24 protein-coding genes are annotated in these 18,530 nt (G+C 46.7%); 13 read left to right on the forward strand and 11 right to left on the reverse strand.

Annotated features, from left to right (window positions below; genetic code table 11):
• Positions 1 to 149 precede the first annotated feature (149 nt).
• Entirely contained in the window at positions 150 to 380 is a 231-nt protein-coding gene (locus ACP3TA_RS00245; protein ID WP_342186032.1) for a hypothetical protein, read from the reverse strand.
• Between the two features lie 777 nt (positions 381 to 1,157).
• On the opposite strand from ACP3TA_RS00245, the gene ACP3TA_RS00250 reads away from it, so the two are divergent.
• The 3 genes from ACP3TA_RS00250 (at position 1,158) to ACP3TA_RS00260 (ending at position 2,523) form a co-directional block, all read left to right on the forward strand.
• Positions 1,158 to 1,418, forward strand: a complete 261-nt coding sequence (locus ACP3TA_RS00250; RefSeq protein ID WP_089186747.1) for a hypothetical protein — start codon at positions 1,158 to 1,160, stop codon at positions 1,416 to 1,418.
• Positions 1,419 to 1,564: 146 nt separating this feature from the next.
• Positions 1,565 to 1,726 carry a hypothetical protein gene (locus ACP3TA_RS00255; RefSeq protein ID WP_426784231.1) on the forward strand — a complete coding sequence of 54 codons (162 nt, stop codon included), beginning with the start codon at positions 1,565 to 1,567 and terminating at the stop codon, positions 1,724 to 1,726.
• A 218-nt stretch (positions 1,727 to 1,944) separates the two neighbouring features.
• Positions 1,945 to 2,523 carry a tyrosine-type DNA invertase gene (locus ACP3TA_RS00260; RefSeq protein WP_226908205.1) on the forward strand — a complete coding sequence of 193 codons (579 nt, stop codon included), beginning with the start codon at positions 1,945 to 1,947 and terminating at the stop codon, positions 2,521 to 2,523.
• A 272-nt stretch (positions 2,524 to 2,795) separates the two neighbouring features.
• On the opposite strand, the gene ACP3TA_RS00265 is transcribed toward ACP3TA_RS00260, so the two are convergent.
• From ACP3TA_RS00265 to ACP3TA_RS00310, 10 genes are all read right to left on the reverse strand, one after another.
• A complete protein-coding gene (locus ACP3TA_RS00265) occupies positions 2,796 to 3,287 on the reverse strand; it encodes a DM13 domain-containing protein (RefSeq protein WP_426784232.1) in 492 nt (163 codons plus the stop codon).
• A 50-nt stretch (positions 3,288 to 3,337) separates the two neighbouring features.
• A complete protein-coding gene (locus ACP3TA_RS00270; RefSeq protein ID WP_089186750.1) occupies positions 3,338 to 3,664 on the reverse strand; it encodes a carboxymuconolactone decarboxylase family protein in 327 nt (108 codons plus the stop codon).
• A 21-nt stretch (positions 3,665 to 3,685) separates the two neighbouring features.
• Positions 3,686 to 4,129 carry a DUF417 family protein gene (locus ACP3TA_RS00275; RefSeq protein WP_187321722.1) on the reverse strand — a complete coding sequence of 148 codons (444 nt, stop codon included), beginning with the start codon at positions 4,127 to 4,129 and terminating at the stop codon, positions 3,686 to 3,688.
• 35 nt (positions 4,130 to 4,164) lie between these two features.
• Entirely contained in the window at positions 4,165 to 4,725 is a 561-nt protein-coding gene (locus tag ACP3TA_RS00280; protein ID WP_426784234.1) for a TetR/AcrR family transcriptional regulator, read from the reverse strand.
• A 41-nt stretch (positions 4,726 to 4,766) separates the two neighbouring features.
• Complete coding sequence (locus ACP3TA_RS00285; protein ID WP_089186753.1) at positions 4,767 to 5,027, reverse strand: DUF1471 domain-containing protein; 261 nt, start codon at positions 5,025 to 5,027, stop codon at positions 4,767 to 4,769.
• Positions 5,028 to 5,396: 369 nt separating this feature from the next.
• Complete coding sequence (locus tag ACP3TA_RS00290; RefSeq protein ID WP_193158402.1) at positions 5,397 to 5,624, reverse strand: ANR family transcriptional regulator; 228 nt, start codon at positions 5,622 to 5,624, stop codon at positions 5,397 to 5,399.
• A gap of 140 nt (positions 5,625 to 5,764) precedes the next feature.
• Positions 5,765 to 6,793, reverse strand: coding sequence for a CAP-Gly protein (locus ACP3TA_RS00295; protein ID WP_426784235.1), 1,029 nt, complete (start codon positions 6,791 to 6,793; stop codon positions 5,765 to 5,767).
• A gap of 88 nt (positions 6,794 to 6,881) precedes the next feature.
• Entirely contained in the window at positions 6,882 to 7,130 is a 249-nt protein-coding gene (locus tag ACP3TA_RS00300) for a CsbD family protein (RefSeq protein WP_089186755.1), read from the reverse strand.
• Between the two features lie 39 nt (positions 7,131 to 7,169).
• Positions 7,170 to 7,460, reverse strand: a complete 291-nt coding sequence (locus ACP3TA_RS00305) for a YqjK-like family protein (protein WP_180547167.1) — start codon at positions 7,458 to 7,460, stop codon at positions 7,170 to 7,172.
• Positions 7,453 to 7,848: a phage holin family protein gene (locus tag ACP3TA_RS00310; RefSeq protein ID WP_089186757.1), complete on the reverse strand. Its 396-nt coding sequence runs from the start codon at positions 7,846 to 7,848 to the stop codon at positions 7,453 to 7,455. Before ACP3TA_RS00310 ends, ACP3TA_RS00305 begins: the two co-directional genes overlap by 8 nt.
• 294 nt (positions 7,849 to 8,142) lie before the next feature.
• Between ACP3TA_RS00310 and ACP3TA_RS00315 the strand changes: the two genes are divergently transcribed.
• From ACP3TA_RS00315 to ACP3TA_RS00360, 10 genes are all read left to right on the forward strand, one after another.
• Positions 8,143 to 8,721: a tyrosine-type DNA invertase gene (locus ACP3TA_RS00315; RefSeq protein WP_426784236.1), complete on the forward strand. Its 579-nt coding sequence runs from the start codon at positions 8,143 to 8,145 to the stop codon at positions 8,719 to 8,721.
• A gap of 425 nt (positions 8,722 to 9,146) precedes the next feature.
• On the forward strand, positions 9,147 to 9,695 hold the full coding sequence (gene fimA, locus ACP3TA_RS00320; RefSeq protein WP_426784237.1) for a type 1 fimbrial major subunit FimA: 549 nt from the start codon (positions 9,147 to 9,149) through the stop codon (positions 9,693 to 9,695).
• Positions 9,696 to 9,764: 69 nt separating this feature from the next.
• On the forward strand, positions 9,765 to 10,304 hold the full coding sequence (locus ACP3TA_RS00325) for a fimbrial protein (protein ID WP_426784238.1): 540 nt from the start codon (positions 9,765 to 9,767) through the stop codon (positions 10,302 to 10,304).
• A gap of 120 nt (positions 10,305 to 10,424) precedes the next feature.
• Positions 10,425 to 11,096: a fimbria/pilus periplasmic chaperone gene (locus tag ACP3TA_RS00330; protein ID WP_226773051.1), complete on the forward strand. Its 672-nt coding sequence runs from the start codon at positions 10,425 to 10,427 to the stop codon at positions 11,094 to 11,096.
• A gap of 117 nt (positions 11,097 to 11,213) precedes the next feature.
• Complete coding sequence (locus ACP3TA_RS00335; protein ID WP_426784239.1) at positions 11,214 to 13,805, forward strand: fimbrial biogenesis usher protein; 2,592 nt, start codon at positions 11,214 to 11,216, stop codon at positions 13,803 to 13,805.
• A 21-nt stretch (positions 13,806 to 13,826) separates the two neighbouring features.
• Entirely contained in the window at positions 13,827 to 14,351 is a 525-nt protein-coding gene (locus tag ACP3TA_RS00340) for a fimbrial protein (protein WP_089195167.1), read from the forward strand.
• A 12-nt stretch (positions 14,352 to 14,363) separates the two neighbouring features.
• Complete coding sequence (locus tag ACP3TA_RS00345) at positions 14,364 to 14,867, forward strand: fimbrial protein (RefSeq protein WP_426784240.1); 504 nt, start codon at positions 14,364 to 14,366, stop codon at positions 14,865 to 14,867.
• Positions 14,868 to 14,883: 16 nt separating this feature from the next.
• Positions 14,884 to 15,831: a fimbrial protein gene (locus ACP3TA_RS00350; protein ID WP_426784241.1), complete on the forward strand. Its 948-nt coding sequence runs from the start codon at positions 14,884 to 14,886 to the stop codon at positions 15,829 to 15,831.
• A 90-nt stretch (positions 15,832 to 15,921) separates the two neighbouring features.
• Entirely contained in the window at positions 15,922 to 16,662 is a 741-nt protein-coding gene (locus ACP3TA_RS00355; protein WP_426784292.1) for a helix-turn-helix transcriptional regulator, read from the forward strand.
• A 323-nt stretch (positions 16,663 to 16,985) separates the two neighbouring features.
• Positions 16,986 to 18,530, forward strand: coding sequence for a GH32 C-terminal domain-containing protein (locus ACP3TA_RS00360; RefSeq protein WP_426784242.1), 1,545 nt, complete (start codon positions 16,986 to 16,988; stop codon positions 18,528 to 18,530).

The raw sequence follows: 18,530 nt of genomic DNA on the forward strand, positions 1-18,530 counted from the left end.
CACCTCGCGGCCAGTCGGGCTGTCAGATGACGCCGACGTTGAGGTGAGGCTGGTCTTAAAGACGGTAGAGGCAGCAGCACTGCCGTGCTCGCATCCCAGGGGCTCTACGTTCTTGTCGTTCTGATATGCGGCCGGGGTGGTTTAACTTACTAGCCGAACGCCTGTTCGCGAGCTTCCAGCTCAGCGGCATCAACCAATAAACAGTCCACAGACTCGTTTAGCGCTTTCCAATTCAGTAGCGTCCTGATACCTTCCGAGCGGCGATGTCTGTGTGCCTTGAGTGCTTCGCGACGCAGGACGTTGTCGGCCATCGCTTTGCGCGCCTGGTCTCCGCGTGCCTTCAGTATGGCTAAATACAGCCGGTATTCCTGCTTATTCATGGTATACGTCCTTTTTATGATTTAATGGCGCCCAAGATCCAGACTCTGCCTCAAGGTCGCGCACATCGTGTGCCTTGAGCGAACAACTCTGTGTTTGGATACATACTTTTATATCATTATTTTCTTTTTGGGCAACTTCCTCATCAAACAACTGTGATGTCCAACCATTCCATCCCAAGTGGCAGGGATTTGAAATGTATTTAGTGTGCTTGCTGCGTAAATGTAGTTTGCACAAGAGGAGATTCTAAGATAAATATTCCCACCACGACTGTTTATGGAAAGATTAGAAATATCTTGATTAGCCAATCATTAAAATTTATTCATGTCACGGCTAGTCAATATCATGTAAGGTTGTTTAAAGAAAGTAATTTTACTCTGCCATCTTATCTTGGTAATTGATTGTATTCTTGTAGATTTGTAGTGCTGCTGGAGATATGAATGTTGATAGGGGGTAATGCGTTCATAATCATTAAGCCACTAATAATGCAGAAAAAAACACCATCTCCCTATTGAACTCACCTGTAAAACAACAGGTGCCTTAACTATATTTTCAGCGCCATTTATTCGACACTGTTAATGTTAATAAAGAACGTATCCCTCTTACTAACCTACGTTAAGAGCGTGCTTCAACAGCGCTAATTAAATCACAAAGTGTAAGGCAAGGAAGTTAGTTATATTAAACATTAAGTAAAATTCTTAAAAAGCCCGTTTCTTATTTGACTTCGCTTCATTAATGGTTATGATTACTATTTGTGCAATTAAATCAAGGAGGCTCAGGTGAGCGAATCAGAAACTAACAAGTCAAAAATCGAAGTTCTTAATGATTATCTCTCTCAATTGAAAGAGATGAAGCATTATGCGCAAAGCAATATTGAAAAATTATCTGCGCAGTGGTTGGCTTTTGATCAAGGTGAATACAAAGATAAGACTAAATCAGAAAATATAAATAAAATAATTAGCAAGCAAAGTGACTGTCTTGATGAAATTTGTCTGGTTATTGAGGATTTTGAAATACAGATAAATAAAGATAGCGATTAAACTTAACCCTCATCAATATTACTATCAGGCCGTTATTCTTGAATGCGGCCTTTAAACTAAGAGTGCCACCATGAGAATATATGTCGTTGCTTTAGCAATAACTTTAACACTAACCTCTTGTGTGTCACCGCAGGAGCAGTTAGATCTTGACCGAAGAACGTGCCTTTCCTACGGATACAGAGATAGTTCAGAAAAACTGGCAGACTGTATTAAGGATTTGCAAATGCAAAGAAAAAACTTTGACAATGAGATTTTTATTAATAAGTCAAAAGGCTTGGATAAAAAGAGCTAAGTGGATTTTAAAATAAAAAAGTTCGATAAGTTCCAAAACCTGCCAGGTGTTGCAAGTGAAAGTTACTCTGCTTTCGTTTTACGGCTAATCATCTTACAGCTGCACCACCATACTGACATGTTTAAGAGATTCTTCTTAAAGTAGTAAAATCCAGGTAAGATAAAGATTATATTTGATTTTTCTTTTTGGTCTCATTATATTGGTTGTGACATTTTTCCAGTTGACGGGGCCAAATTGAGAATTGAAAAAAAGAGAAAGTACCTTACTGAGGATGAAGTGAGGCAGGTAATAAGGGCATCTCAAATGAGCAAGCATGCTGTGAGGAATGAGTGCCTGATTCAGCTGTGCTTTCTTCATGGTTTTCGCGTTAGTGAGATTGGGAAGTTGAAATTATCGGATGTAAACCTCTGTCGTGGTATTATTCATGTTGACCGATTGAAAGGCGGACTGTCCACAACTCAACCCTTGCTTGAATGTGAAAAAAAAATTATTGAAAGATGGCTTGAGATAAGGAAACAGCTCAACGGGAGTGACTCTAAATGGTTGTTTATATCACAAAAAGGTAAAGCACTATCACGACAGCAGATATACAATATAATAAAGAGGTGTGGTATTCTTGCCGGTTTAAATTTTCCGCTTCATCCGCACATGTTGAGGCACTCATGTGGTTTTGCTCTTGCTAACACTGGGGCTGATACACGCCTGATACAAGATTATCTTGGGCACAGGAATATACAACATACAGTTCTGTATACTGCCAGTAACTCAGGCCGTTTCTCTGGTGTTTGGGACATGAGTTTATATTTGAACTAATTTAAACTACAAATCTTTATCCGGTTTTTTAAAATTAAACTAGCTAAATTTGCCTGCCTAAAATGTCAATAAACTTCTGTATCATAATTGACGTGACGCTACTCGTCAGTTTTCGACTCGTATGCCAGCGCACCTAGATGCGCTGGCATACGAGCTGAAAAATCACCAACGGTTTAAAAAAATTATGATAATACTCATCTCAATCATTGAAGTCTATCGACAGTTTTTTATCACTCCTTAGTTTTCATATTATAAATAGCGATTATGGATATCTATTCTCTAGATTCATGCAGATATACTGCAGAACCTATAAATTTCGAGAAACGCTCACACCATATCTGAACAGTAGTGAACTCATTGACGTTAACACTGTCAGGAATGCTTTTTCGGAAGTTACCAAAATTTTTAAGCTCTCCAATAAGCACTGCCTCTTTTTTCATTTCTAAAAAGGAGTTTTTATCTACAGCTTGCGCTTTGGTCAGATAAATTTTGTAGTCCGGGCCGGGAGCTACCTGACCCTTGAACGCGATTTCACTGTCCGTTACATAAAGTTCACCTTCCGCCCAGTGAAATACATCGCTGCCTTTCTGATTGCGATTAAATTCACCCTTATATTTTGCAAGCTTCTTCACATCATTAATTTCATTTAGCGAGGCATTTTCTTGGGCAGTCAGTATCGGCAGTAGATAGATTCCTAAACCAGTACCCGCTCCCAGAAAAGTCAGGTGTGAAATAAGCAAAAAAACTTTCAATTTGGTCTTCATTATTTTCCTCCATAAATTGACAGCAGATACCTACAATTGTGCATATATTTTTATTGACTGATGGACTCTATCACATGTGAAGAGTATACAACTGCTGCGCCGGCGTTTAGGGAAATAGCCACGGCGAGCGCAGCGGCAATTTCCTCTCTGGATGCACCGGCTTTCATGGCGGCATGTGAGTGGATACTGATACAGCCGTCGCACCGGGTCGTCACGGCGACCGCCAGGGAAATCAGCTCCTGTGTTTTCTGGTCCAGCACGCCCTGACGATTGGCAGACTCAGCGATAGTCTGATAGCCCTTTAGGGTTTCGGGGATTTCATCCCCGAGCGAGCCAACGTTTTTCAGCAGGTTTTTTCTATATTCATTCCAGTTCATACTCATGATTTTGTCCTTATATTACAGGGAGGGTTTTAAAGCCCTGATATGAAAATATCTTTTCAGGTCATGTTTCAGCAGGACCGCCCCGGCACCAATCAGCAATACATCCTTTATGATGAAACTGTCAATTTTACCCAATTGAGGCAGCAGGCTCAGCGTGGTAATACCTGTGACGATAACGATGATATCTCCCAGTAAGCCGGCGGAAGGTCGTAAGAAACCAATAAATAGTGTTAGAAAGGTGATGGTTTCCACTACGCCGAGGAAATAGCTCCCTCCGTGGACACCAAAGAGGGAATACAGGATATTCAGCCATGTTGAGGAAATAAGAGGTTCGAGGGCCATCACTTCAAAATCAAACCATTTATAGGTGCCGAAGAGCATAAATATTGCAATAACAGACAGGCGAAGAATAATCATATCGTAGTCTGAGCGAATAAAGCCGCTAATAAAATTTTTCATTCCATTACTCCAGCAAAAAAATTCCTTTTCAGACATCAGACACGGGTATCTAGCATCATCAGTAAAGCGGCCACGGCTCCTGAGTAGGCATCATGAGGGGGGATCCTGTTCAGCATCAGTGCTCCTTTCAGTGCTGTGCAGACAATGATGGCCAGCTCATCGGGTGGGAAGACGGATTTAAGTTCGCCGCTTTTTTGCCCGGAGGCGAGGATATCTTTAAGTATGAGCATTTCTGTCTGTACCAGCTTGCTGACAGCCTTTTGTAGCTCGGGGCTGAACTGGTGACTGTCAGATAGCATGGCGTAAACACCGCACATTTCCCCTCTCTCGGCACAACCAGCAAACGCATCAAGATATGCCCTGAGGCGGAGCACACCCGGAGGAACCTCATGTAGAGCGGCATCAAGCTGGCCGAACACCCCGATTTTGTATTCGCAGTAGGCTAAACCCAAATCGGTTTTCCCCGGGAAATGATGGTGAATGCTGGCTTTTCTGATACCAATCTCTTTCTCCAGGTCGGCATAGCTGAAACCTAAAAATCCGCGTTGCTGGATCAATGTATCTGTCAGATGAAGTATTTTTTCGTAAGTAGACACGGCTTTTTCCTGTTATGCATGAGGGGGCTTTTATCCGTACCTTAGCGGTAGATAACAGCGGTTCCATAAAATTTATTTTTGCCGTCAAGCGAAGTGATTCTGAAGTATTTGGCACCGGACTGTTCTGCTTTGGCTTTAAGTGCATCGGCAACCTCTCCTGGTGTTGACAGATTACCGGCAGAAATATGGCCTGACGCAATCAGGCCTGTAGCATTCTGACGGTTAATCTCATCGGCGGCGGCGGCGTATCCGGCCAGAGTGAGCGTAAGCGCGGCCAGGGTAGTGCGGAGAATGTGATTCATGATTGTCATTCCTTTATATGGGGTATGTACGCAGACTACCTACCAGAAGGTAGGTAGTCAAGTTGTTTATACTGTGAATTCATAGGTTGCTTAAGTGACATGAAATTTATTCTATAAAAATAAGCAGGTTATCGTGCTTTCGCAACCAGTTAAAGCGATTTTAGTCGATATGAAAGATAAGAGACGTGTGCAAGAGAAAAGGTTGCATTGGATATCGCTCAACATTCATCGTTACCGGCGCACAACTCCAATACTCATATTCAGAAGGCAGGATGCCTCTGATATCTGTATTTTTGAAATGATGATGATTTTTCCCTGGTGCTGACTTCTCGGCTCACAGTAAGACTGGTGAGGGGTTAAACGTTAGTGTCAAGAGAAACGTGTTTTCTTCCACACGCCATCGTTCTTTCGCATTCTTTGGCAAAAAAGATAACGGCTATAACTCCATTCCTGATTATCGTGTGACTTAGCGCGTTGGCTGGCTATCAACCAGTATTCAGCAGCAACTCCCCATTCTTTAGCCAACTCCAGCTGAGCTGCTTTTTCAGATACATTGTTGAAACTTTCAGTATCTTTATTAGTTTCCGTTGAACACATTTCATGATCCCTTTGAGAATATGTTGTAACCACGCTTAGCTCACCCATTTTTTTGTAACAGAGGATGGTTTAAGTGAGCGGTAGTATTTTTAAAGGAGCAAGATTCTTATCTTGCTCCAGGTTAATTTTGCTAACTGATTTTAGGCGTGTTTTCTAGATGATTTCGCGCCAAGGCGTCCCGTGAATCCACTGATAATGGCGCCAATTACCAACGCGATGAAAGTCCAGAAAGCAGATTTAGCCAGCGCAGATGCTGCTGCTGCTGCCTGTTCCAGGGCTTTTTGTTTAAATTCATCATATTGTTGTTTGGCGTCCTCGATTTTCTTTTGGACATCTTCGAATTTCTGATTCAGCAGGTTATCGGCTGATTCTTTTGCTTCGATGATATTATCTACGGCCTTGTTAATTTCATCGTGTGTCATATCAGAATTATCAGCCAAGGCTTTTGTTAATGTGTTGCGATCGACATCTTTAGTGATGGATTTGCCTCGTTCCTGCAATTTATCCATAACATTCTTAATGATGGCATCTGCGTCCTTGGGTTGAGTAGCCAATTGTTTAACCGCTGAGGCGATGTCTTCTTTGGCTCCATTAAGTTGCTGCTGCACAAACTCCGGCTGCAAGGAAGGAATTTTACTCTTGCGCAGTGCCTCCTTCACATTAGCTTGAAGTTTTTGAGGTTCGACATTGGTATCGATATCCAGACCCTCAAATATCTTACCCCCCAGATTACCCGCTTCCTGAATGCCGCTTCCTGCGATAGAGCCGGCTCCGGAGAGAATGCTGCCAGATGCAGAGGCCAGTGAGCCGATGGCGCTGCCGGTAGCTTTAACTGCGCTACCCACCAACATTGCGCCTAGTATGCTGGTAATAATCAACGATGTGGCCCAGACGAGGAAACCATGAATGAAGCCATCATTAGCGGCCAGTCGGCCTGCAACAAAAGCCCCAGCAGCCAGGCTGACAACAATGGACCCACCTGTCCAAAACAGCATGGTTATGCTCGCCCCATTATCGGCATCCTCACCGAGAGGGTCTACAATAGCCAGTCCAAGACTGGTGCCGAGAATCGACAACATCAATGAAATGGACATGACGGTTAATACACCGCCGACGATGCTGCCCCACGATACCTTTTTGGTGACCATTACGTCTTGAGTCAGTTCCATGTTTTGATACCTATGATACTTGAGTTATGAAAATAAAGGCCGCGATAACGGCCTTAGAAAAACGCGCAATTATTATGTGGTAACAGACTTATTTTCTGCCCAGCAGGAAACCTAAAACGAGACCCGCCAGACCTGCGACAATTGCTGCCCCTGCAGGATTGGATTCAACTTGTTCCTTGACGGCGTCCGCAGCATCTTGCAGAGCCCCACTTCCCTGAGCTGCGTATTTTTTTGCAGCGCCTTTCGCCTGGTGTTCTGCAGAGCCCGTCAACTCCCCCAATTTCTCCTGAGCAGCACCAGAAAATTCTTTGGCCTTGTTTTCTGCTTTTTCGAACATGATATTTCCTTATTGTTGATGGTTGAACGTAACGTATTTTTATCTTCTAGATAACGTGTTTTTGATCAGTCTTGAAGCGCTCCAGATACCCAAGACTCGCCTGGGCCAGAAATAAAAGCGCGATGGTTTTTTTCTAATTGCTTTTATCATGACGACACCTGCACCCAAGGCGATGAATGCTCTCATGCGAAAGAGCACATCCCAACCACGATCAAACTTTTCGGTGCCGGTCAGAAGTTGATCTGTACAATGTGATAAGCTTGATCGCTGCGCATTGATACGCTCTATTAATCTGTTTTTCTTTGACACGCGTTCCTGGTACTTACTCATCGCTTGCTCCCAGTATTTGCAGGTCGTTCTTCAATTGCTCTCGGGTGTTATGCAGCAAGGATGCGCTGCGGATTTTTAGCAGAACCCACACCCCGGATACCACTGCAAGTAGGAACAGCGCAGCTGTTGTCCAGGCGAAAGCAATGAATCTCATTTCAGGACCGATCGACCAAAATAAAAGTACCAGACCACTAAGTATAGCGAACAAGGTGAATAACAAACAAAGACTGCTTAGTACGAAGAGTTTTACAATGTTTGCCTTTTCTTCTTCGAGTTCAACTATCGCCAGTTCCAGCCGCGTCTGGCAGATTGAAACAAGAGTCCTGATCGCTTTTTTAGCGGTGCTTATCACATTCTGCGTTGGCCCATTTCTGTAATGATGTTGCATAATGATATCCTTTTCATGACTTAATCTGAACACGACGTGAACGCATACCTCTTTTAAAGTATGGCGCAGCCAGGCAAAACTTTCTTTATACGATGTAAACCTGATATGACGCAAGTTTCTTATTGATCACGGAAAAATAAGTGTGATCATGACTACAGAAGGTTTAGTTTAAAAAATCTGAATGTAAATTTTCTTGCGCGCATTCCTTTCGCCTGAGACAATGGACCTCATAACAATAATCTTATTTGATGGTGGCGATTTTTTACACGCGGCATATTCCCAGGAGTCATTCTTTTGAAAAAAAGAAAGTATTTAACACAAGATGAAATAGATCGGTTGCTTGAAGCTTCACGCAGGGGAAATTTTCCCAAGCGAGATGAGTGCTTTATTCAAATGTGCTTCATCCATGGTTTCAGAGTCAGTGAGCTCTGTCATTTAAAATTCTCTGATATCAATCTCACCGATAAAGTCGTACATGTAAACAGGTTAAAAAACGGCCTTAAGACAACACACCCTCTGCTTGTATCAGAGTTAAAACTTCTCAATGCCTGGCTAAATGAGCGCGCAACGTGGCGAGGCTGCGAATCCCCCTGGATTTTTCTCTCGCAAAAAGGAGGGCCACTTTCTCGCCAGCAAGTACACAAGATGTTAAAAAAATTTGGCATCTTGGCAAGTATCGCTGTTTCACTCAATCCTCATATGCTGAGACATTCTTGCGGTTACGCACTGGCGAATAGAGGAACAGACACTCGTCTTATCCAGGATTATCTGGGGCACAGAAATATTCAACATACGGTGTTGTACACGTCAAGTAATCATGTTCGGTTTGCAGAAGTTTGGCAAAATGGAGTGGGATTAAACAAGTCAAATTGAACCAAACTGTAAATAGTCTTATCCATAATTTGCGCCAAGTCAATTCTTCTTGCATTCTTTTTGTTCGCAGAACATCAACATATCTTAGCCCGCTTATCAGGCATCTATAGCAGATTAATCTGAGAACACACTATCAAAGACGCTTAGTGATCATTCTGCCACTAGCTCATCCCCCCCGACACCTCCTCATTTAACTAGTCAAACTCACTAATATAATTGCTTTTGAAAGTAAAAAAAACCAACGAATAACAGACTTATAGCTAAAAGAACCAAAAGAGACAAATTGGTTCATTTTGACCACTTTTTTTGTCATTTCGTGCTCGCGTTAACGCAAGCAAAATCCAGGCAAAAAGAATAAATCAACATGTGAATCAGACTGTTACGCCAACTGTTGGCATTTTACCAAGACATGGAGTTTTGAACTTATGCGTAAGATCCGTCTTATCAACACCTTGATTGCCGCCTCTCTGATGACTGCTGGCCTGGCTCATGCAGCAACGACTACCGTTAACGGTGGTACCGTTCACTTTAAAGGTGAAGTAGTTAACGCTGCTTGCGCCGTTGATGCCGGTTCTGTAGACCAAACCGTCCAGCTGGGCCAGGTCAAAACTGCCACGCTGAGCGAGGCGGGTAAAACCAGCTCTGCTGTAGGCTTCAACATTCAGCTGAACGATTGTGATACCACCGTTGCTACCAAAGCGGCCATTGCATTCTCTGGTGTAGCTGTCAACGCTGAAAATACTAATGCCCTGGCTCTGGAAAGCTCCTCTGCGGGCGGCGCTACCAACGTGGGTGTGCAGGTGCTGGACAGCAAAGGCAAGGCTCTGACTTTCGACGGTTCAGATTACAGCGCTGCTATCACTTTGAGTGACGGCACCAACACTCTGCCATTCCAGGCGCGTTACATCGCCACCGGTGCTGCCACTCCTGGTACTGCCAACGCGAACGCCAACTTTAAAGTTCAGTACCAGTAATACCGGTCTGCAAGGATGCTTAATCAGGCCAGGACGGCCTGTTTTCAGCTATCGAAGAGGGAATAAGCGATGCTCAAAACCAGACTGGGACTCTGCCTGCTTTTCATTGCTCCTCTGTCTATCGCCGGCAACAAGTGGAACGTCACGCTTCCTGGAGGACAGATGCGCTTTCAGGGGGAGCTCATCGCTGAAGCCTGTACGGTTGATGCGGGTGACAGGCAACTGGTTGTTCGCATGGGACAGGTGAGCAGTAACCGTTTCAAGGATGCAGGGGATGACGCCGATCCGGTGCCGTTCAGTTTGCATCTCCAGGATTGTAATCCCAATGTCAGCGATCGCGTCGGTATCGTCTTTCACGGCGTAGCCGATGGCAAAAACCCTGATGTTCTGTCGGTTGGCGAAGGCGAGGGGATTGCGTCTGGCGTCGGCATCGCCCTGTTCGATGAACAGGGGCAACTCATACCCATTAATTCAGAACCTCAGTCTTGGAAATCGCTGACTAAAGGAACGCGTATCTTGCAATTTGTTGCCAAATATCGGGCAACCGGCAATACGGTTATCGGTGGTGCTGCAAATGCCCAGGCCTGGTTCTCTTTGACATACCAATAAAACACTCGTTTTCGCGTATGGAACTTTTATCTCGGATGAGATAAGCGCGCAAAAGGTTAAAACGGCGGTTATCCGCCCCAAGAGGTTAACGTGATTAAAATGAAAACGACCGGAAACGTCATGGGTTCACTGCTGGCTTTGGCAGTCGTATTTTGTACTCCGCATGCTGAAGCGGGCGTGGCTCTTGGGGCAACACGCGTTATTTATCCGGCAGAACAGAAACAGGTCACTCTGGGTGTGAGCAACAATAATGATAAAGACACCTTTCTTATTCAATCCTGGGTCGAGAACGATGATGGTCAAAAAGAAGGCCGGTTCGTTATAACGCCGCCGCTGTTCCTCATGCAGGGGAAAAAAGAAAATACGCTGCGTATTATTGATGCAACCAATAACGCCTTGCCTAAAGACCGCGAAAGTCTTTTCTGGGTCAACGTCAAAGCCATTCCCTCTCTGGACAAGGCAAAACAGAAAGAAAATACGCTTCAACTGGCGATAACGAGCCGAATCAAATTGTTGTATCGCCCACAAAATCTCAGTATGGCGCCTGACCAAGCACCAGGGAAACTGACGTTTAAACGCGATGCGAACACACTGGTACTGAATAATCCAACACCCTATTTTCTGACCGTCACGGAATTGAATGCCGGCACACGTTCATTAGCCAATGTCATGGTCCCGCCTATGGGGGCGGCAACGGTGAAACTGCCGGGCGATGCCGGCAGTGCAATTACATATCGCACGATTAATGATTACGGTGCGCTCACGTCTGTGATGAAAGGCACCTTGCAGTAACGATCTGAGTCATTCACTAAAACAATGGATTCAACAACGCAGGTAACGCAGCACCGGCATTGATGACGGCGTGCGGTAGCAACAAGTCACCTGGTTTATGGAGCAGGCACGGATAACATGAAAAAATACCACATCCGGGAACGGGCGCTAAACAAAGCAATGCTTACGCCGCTGGCATTGCTCTTGGTGGCTTCGACATTTTCCGCGCGCGCAGACAACTACTTCAATCCCCGGTTCCTGGCTGACGACCCGGCATCAGTTGCCGATCTCTCCAGTTTCGAAAAGGGGCTTGATGCGCCGCCGGGTACCTATCGTGTCGACATTTACATGAACGAGGGTTACGTGACGACGCGAGACATCACCTTTGATAAAAGTGATGACGGTAGCAAGCTGGAACCGTGTCTCACTCGCTCTCAGCTGGCTTCACTTGGCGTCAATACCCTGACTATTCCGGATATTGCCATCATGAAGAGCACGGCCTGCGTGCCTTTCACACGGCTTATTGCTGATGCTGCAAGCTCATTCGATGTCGGTCGCCAGCGTCTTTCCATCAGCATTCCTCAGGCTTTCATGGGAAATCAGGCGAGAGGGTACATCGCTCCCGAGCTTTGGGATAATGGTATTACGGCCGGTTTGCTCAATTACAACTATACCGGCAGTGAAGTGCGCAGTCACAATGGCGGCACCCGCAATTACGCCTATCTCAATCTGCAAACGGGTCTCAACCTGGGGGCATGGCGCCTGCGGGATAACTCAACCTGGAGTTACAGCAGCGGCACGGGATATAACGAAAATCGCTGGCAACATGTCAATACCTGGCTTGAACGTGACATTGTACCCTGGCGCAGCCGGCTGACGATGGGTGATGGCTATACTGCGGGTGATATTTTTGAAGGTATCAACTTCCGCGGCCTTCAGGTTGCCACAGACGATAATATGCTGCCCGACAGTCAACGCGGCTTTGCGCCCGTTATACATGGAATAGCACGTGGTACCGCACGCGTATCGGTCAAGCAGAACGGATATGAAATATATCAGACCACGGTACCCGCCGGCGCCTTCACTATCGGTGATTTGTATGCGGCTGGAAACAGTGGCGATCTGCAGGTGACGGTGAAAGAGGCGGATGGCTCCGTTCAGGTCTTTACCGTTCCCTTCTCATCCGTTCCGATGTTGCAGCGTGAAGGACAGGTGAAGTACGCGGTGACTGCAGGGCAGTTCCGCAGTGGTAATGAACAACAAGACAAGCCGAAGTTTTTCCAGGGAACGGCGCTTTGGGGATTACCCGATGGCTGGACGGTCTATGGCGGCACACGTGCCTCAAACGACTATCGTGCCTTTAACCTTGGGGTGGGGAAAAACCTGGGCTACCTCGGGGCGGTATCTTCAGATATTACGCAGGCGAATGCCACCTTGCCTGACGGCAGCAAGCATCAGGGACAATCTCTGCGTTTTCTCTATAACAAATCGCTCAATGAGTTAGGGACCAATTTCCAACTGGTCGGATACCGTTATTCTACCCGGGGCTTCTATTCTCTGGCCGACACCGCGTGGCGACGCATGAGCGGTTACTCCGTGGTTAGTGAAGACGGGATCGTGAATATCAAACCAAAGCTGACGGATTATTACAATCTGAACTACAGCAAGCGCGGTCGTTTGCAGGCGACGGTGACGCAACAGGTTGGACGGACATCGACGATATACCTGACTGGCAGTCATCAAAGCTACTGGAATACCAGCCGTTCAGATGAACAGCTGCAGATTGGTTATAACAGCACCATTCAGGATATCAGCTGGAGCCTGAGTTATAGTCTGTCCAAAAATGCCTGGTCCGACGATAAAGACCAACTGCTTGCTTTCAACATTAATATTCCGTTCAGCCACTGGATGCGCTCGGATACCCGGTCAGTATTCCGAAATGCCAATGCCAGTTACAACACGTCGACAGACTTCAAGGGACGTACGACAAATACGGCCGGCCTTTACGGGACGCTGCTGGAAGATAACAACCTGAGTTATAGCGTGCAATCGGGCTATAACAGCGGCGGTAATGGTAACAGCGGCGCAACGGGTAACGCCGCGCTGAATTACCGCGGCGCTTACGGCAACGCCAACGTCGGTTATAGCCACAGCGGTGACTATAAGCAGGTTTACTATGGCGTCAGTGGTGGCGTACTTGCCCACGAAAATGGCATCACCTTCAGCCAGCCACTCAATGACACCATGGTGCTTATCAAGGCGCCGGGGGCGAAACACGTTTCTGTCGAGAATCAAACAGGGGTGCGTACAGATTGGCGTGGTTATGCCGTGCTCCCTTATGCGATGGACTACCGCGAGAATCGGATATCCTTGAACACGAATACACTGGCGAACAACGTCGAACTGGAAGAACCGGTATTAAGCGTCGTTCCTACACGGGGAGCCGTCGTGCGTGCGGACTTCAAGGCCAAAGTCGGGCTGAAGGTTCTTATGACATTGACAAATAACGGCAAGCCAGTCCCGTTCGGCTCTGTAGCCTCTTACGGAGATGGTCAGTCAGGCAGCATCGTGGCAGATGGCGGGCAAGTTTACCTTACCGGCCTTGCGCCAAAAGGTACCGTCAACGTGAAGTGGGGCAATAGCGAAAATGAGCGCTGCACGGCGACGTACAGTTTGCCGGCAGACAGTCAAAACCAGGCTTTGAGCTATGCCTCTGCCATTTGCCGGTGATAAGCAGGAGATGATGACGCAATGAGAAAATACCTTCCAATCCTGTGTTTGTTGCCGTTGGTTGCGGGATATGCCCATGCGGCGGACAGTACTATCACCATCACAGGTTATCTAAAAGACAATGCCTGCTCGGTCTCTGTTGACTCTCAGGATTTTACGGTGGATTTGTTGAGCAATGCGGCCAAGCAATTCAACCGGGTTGGGGCCGTCACGCCATCCATACCTTTCAAGATTGTCTTCGACAAGTGCGGCAGTTCCGCGACGGCAGTTCGCGTGGGGTATGTCGGAACCTCTGACAGCGACAACACAACCCTGTTAAAGATTGATGCTGGAACAAACGCCGCAAGCGGTGTTGGGGTGCAAATACTGGATCGCGACAAGACTCCGATCCCTTTAAATGCGGCTCAGGACTCCCTGAAGTGGACGACATTGACGGCGGGCCAGTCCAATACATTGGGCTTTTATGCACGCTTAATGGCAACGCGCGCGCCCGTGACGGCAGGAACAGTGACAGCGACGGCCAATTTCACCTTAGAGTTTCAGTAAGGAAGTCTGAAGATGATCATTATCAAGAACATGATGCTGGCGGGGGCGTTGCTTTTTACTACAACATTCGCCGCGCATGCAGCTGACGTGACCATTACGGTCAACGGACGCGTAGTGGCCAAGCCCTGCACCGTATCAACGCCTTCGGCGATAGTAGACTTGGGTGACCTTTTTTCTTTCAATTTTACACAGCCCGGTTCTGGCTCAGCCTGGCATCCGGTAACGCTGAATTTGACCAATTGTCCAATAGGCACTTCGAGAGTCACGGCAACATTCACGGGGACAACGGACAGCACGGGATATTACAAAAATCAAGGTGGGGCAACCAATCTTCAATTGGAGCTGCAGGACACCAGTGGCAATAACCTGAACAACGGCAAAACCAAGGCGGTTCAGGTTGATGATTCCACACAGTCAGCGAGTCTGCCATTACAGGTTCGTGCGTTATCAGTGAAAGGTAACCCGAAACAAGGCAGCATTCAGGCCGTGATTAATGTCACGTACACCTACGCCTAAATTGAGGAGTCATGTCATGACACTGGTTTCAAAACTAAAGAAAGTGTTGAAGAAAAAAGAAGTTGCTGCCCTCGTGGCTTCTGTATGCCTAATGGCATACTCATCCGGCGCGAATGCTTTTACTTGCAAAGTAAATTCTACTGGTCAAACAGTTAGTTCAGGAACAGCTAACGTTTATGTAAACCTCACCCCCTCGGTTGGGGTAGGCCAAAACCTAATAGTAAATCTTTCAAATGAGATTCGTTGTAAAAATGATTCTACACCACCAAATATTGATACAGACTATATAAAGCTAACAGGTGGTTCATCATATGGAGGTGTGCTAGATAATTTTAGCGGTACCGTCTATTGGAATGGAAGTTCATATCCAATGCCTCTTAATTCGCAGACCAAAAATTATACTATAGCTCATACGGATTACAGAGGAATCCCTTTTAGACTTTATCTCACTGCCTTAGGTACCGCAGGTGGACAAGCCGTAAAAGCTGGTGAGCTTATAGCCGTTATGCGAATGTACAAGATTGCAACTTTTAATGGCGGGTATCCCAAAAACTTCACTTGGAACATATACGCAAATAATAGTGTAGTAATACCTACTGGTGGGTGTGATGTATCATCGCGCAATGTGACAGTGACCCTACCCGATTACCCTGGCACGGCTGCTGTGCCGCTAACCGTCCATTGTGCACAAAACCAACAGCTGGCTTATTATCTGACCGGCACTACGGCTGATACGGCAAGCACCATATTTACCAATACGTCATCATCCAATCCTGCAACCGGTGTGGGCGTACAGCTGTCTAACCGTAATGGCATTGTAGCTACCAATAAGAATGTCTCTCTCGGTACGGTCGGTACCAGTCCTGTCAGCCTGGGCCTGACGGCTTCCTATGCACGAACCACGGGGCAGGTTGTGGCAGGCAATGTACAGTCTATCATCGGAGTGACGTTCGTTTACGAGTAGTGCCATCCGTTCCACGGTTGGTGAATTATCCAAATACGTGTTTACCCTTTCCATCATGCAGTGCCCAATTAATCCGATGGGCTTTGCGTGATGGTCATTAGCGCCTGTTATTACCTGGACATTACAATCTTGAAAAAATATAAAAAAAAGATAGACGTTGTAGTGATGGATCCGGTGATGCTTCATCGAGAAAGCATGGTTCACATTTTGCGAGAGAGCCTGGCCGACAGAGTCAACATAACTGATGCTGTCTCCAGCCTTTCCGAGATAATTCGCCTGATTGTGCTAAAAGGCCCCGCCGATATCTATATAATGGAAGCCTATGGCCCGACTGAAAATTATAAAAGCTGGAATGACTTCACACATTTTATGGCCACGCATTACCCGTCCGTCACCTGCCTGGTTTGGTCTTCAAAACCAACCATGTTTTTAAGAAAACTCAACGCTTTTGAGGGGGGGCAGCCATGTTGGCAGATCCCCAAAAGAATAGACATTGATTCATTTGTACGTTTTTTTACGCGAATTTTACATGGCGAGATGCCTTCACCCAGCACTCGCACTTGCTTAGGTCCCCCGATGTCTAACCTCACGCTCAGTGAAATCGTCATCATTACCGGTATTATAGAGGGACACAGCATCAAGAGCCTGGCCAGAAAATATGATGTTGCATATAAAACAGTTAGCACTCACAAGCGAAACGCCATGATCAAGATGCGTATATCATCGACCGCGCAGCTACGCAGTCTTTTCATTGAGGGGTACATTTTGCGGGGTGATAATGCTCGATACCTTCCGATTGAAACAAACGCCAATCAACCCTTTTTATTATAGGCTAGGTAGGGTGATGACAGCGGTTGTGTAGAATAACGCCATGAGAAGGTGAACAGGTTACGATGCCCATGACGACTTATACTGACTAACGAGGGAATGATGACGAAAAGCGAACGTCGATGGAGAGCATTCTCTATCGTTATACTGTCTGTAGCGATAGTGTTGTTATACCTAATGATTGAGTACGCCTGATTATCGGTTTTCCTTTGACGCGAGAGGTCGCAGGTCGGCCGTGGGCAATACCTGAACGGTCACGTTCACGTCACGCGTGATTACAGAATAGAGTGGCGTTCAATGTTCACTGTATATCAGGGATTAATTTAATGAACAGACGTAAATTTATTTTCTCTTCAGTGTGCCTGGGGGCGGGGATGGGCATGACCCGTGCAAGTTTTTCCCAGGAAAGCACTCAGCCAATGCCGCCTGTTAACTACCGGCCTCAGGTCCACTATGCACCGATAACGGGCTTCATGAACGATCCGAACGGCCTGGTTTTCTATCGCGGAGAGTATCATCTTTTTTATCAGCATAATCCCGTTGCCGCAGCCATGGGCAACGTCCACTGGGGACACGCAGTCAGCAATGACCTGCTGAATTGGCGCACGTTGCCGACAGCCCTGGCGAACTCCGCTGCCGGGCAGGCATTCAGTGGCAGTGCCGTCAATGACGCGCAAAATTCAAGCGGGCTCTTTGATAACCTTTCTGGCGGCTTGGTACTGGTCTATACACGTGCGGGTGCAACGGTTCAGACACAGGAAATTGCGTTTAGCCATGACGAGGGTAAAACATTTACCGGTTACAGCCGTAATCCGGTTTTGGATATCGATTCCGATCAGTTCCGTGACCCGAAAGTCTTTTGGTACTCTGCAGAGAAGTGCTGGATCATGACGGTCGTTGATGCACGAAAACATCGTGTGCTTTTTTATCGTTCGGATGATCTAAAAGCGTGGATAAAACTGAGTGAATTCGCTGATGCAGGGCTGCTGGGTGTGGATTATGAGTGCCCGGATCTTCTTTGCGTGCCTGTTGAGGGTGGGGGCGAAAAATGGGTTTTATTCTTGTCCATCAATCCAGGAGCGCCTCAGGGGGGAAGCACGGTTCAATATTTTGTGGGAGACTTTGATGGCCAGCGATTCATACCCGTCGACAGGGCGACTCGACTGATGGACTTCGGGAAGGATTACTATGCTTTCCAGAGTTTTTCGGGTACGAGCGGTGTTCCTATCGGGCTGGCCTGGCTCTCCAACTGGCAATATGCCAATTTCGTTCCGTTTACCTCGTCGCGTGGAATGATGACGCTCCCCAGGAGGATTGGGCTTCGGCAAATCAAGGGTGATTGGCGTATCACTCAGCAGTTTGTTGATCTGTCCCCCCTTGTGCAACGTGTTCTGGTTGAGAAACCGCATCTGACAGGAAGTGATATCTTGTTGAGCCATCCCGTCCCCGCAGGAGAGGCTCTTGATATTGAACTGGATATTAATCTTTCGGCGGGTGCCGTATTCACCCTGAGATTTTCCAACTCGCAGGGAGAATCCCTGGACGTCGGATTTGATGGTGGAGACTTTGGCGGATTGTTTATTGAACGAGGCAAGACAGCTGGATTCTCGCACCGGTACTTTGTGAACAGTTTTTCGTACGCACTGGCACCGGGAACCCGCAACACAGATATGCGACTGATTTTGGACCGTACATCATTAGAGCTTCTGGGTGATAAGGGCGCCGCGTCGGGGACCGCATTGTATTTCAGTACGTGTCATTTCGACCGGTTGACGTTACTGGTTGAAGGCGGAGAAGCAACCGTTAATCAGCTGAAAGTGCGAACATTACGCGCCATAACAAGTGAAAGTGAAGCTTCTCAAGGGAACTAA

It is taken from the genome of Serratia sp. 2C06, assembly GCF_050037615.1.
GTDB classification, from domain to species: Bacteria; Pseudomonadota; Gammaproteobacteria; order Enterobacterales; family Enterobacteriaceae; genus Serratia; species Serratia ureilytica.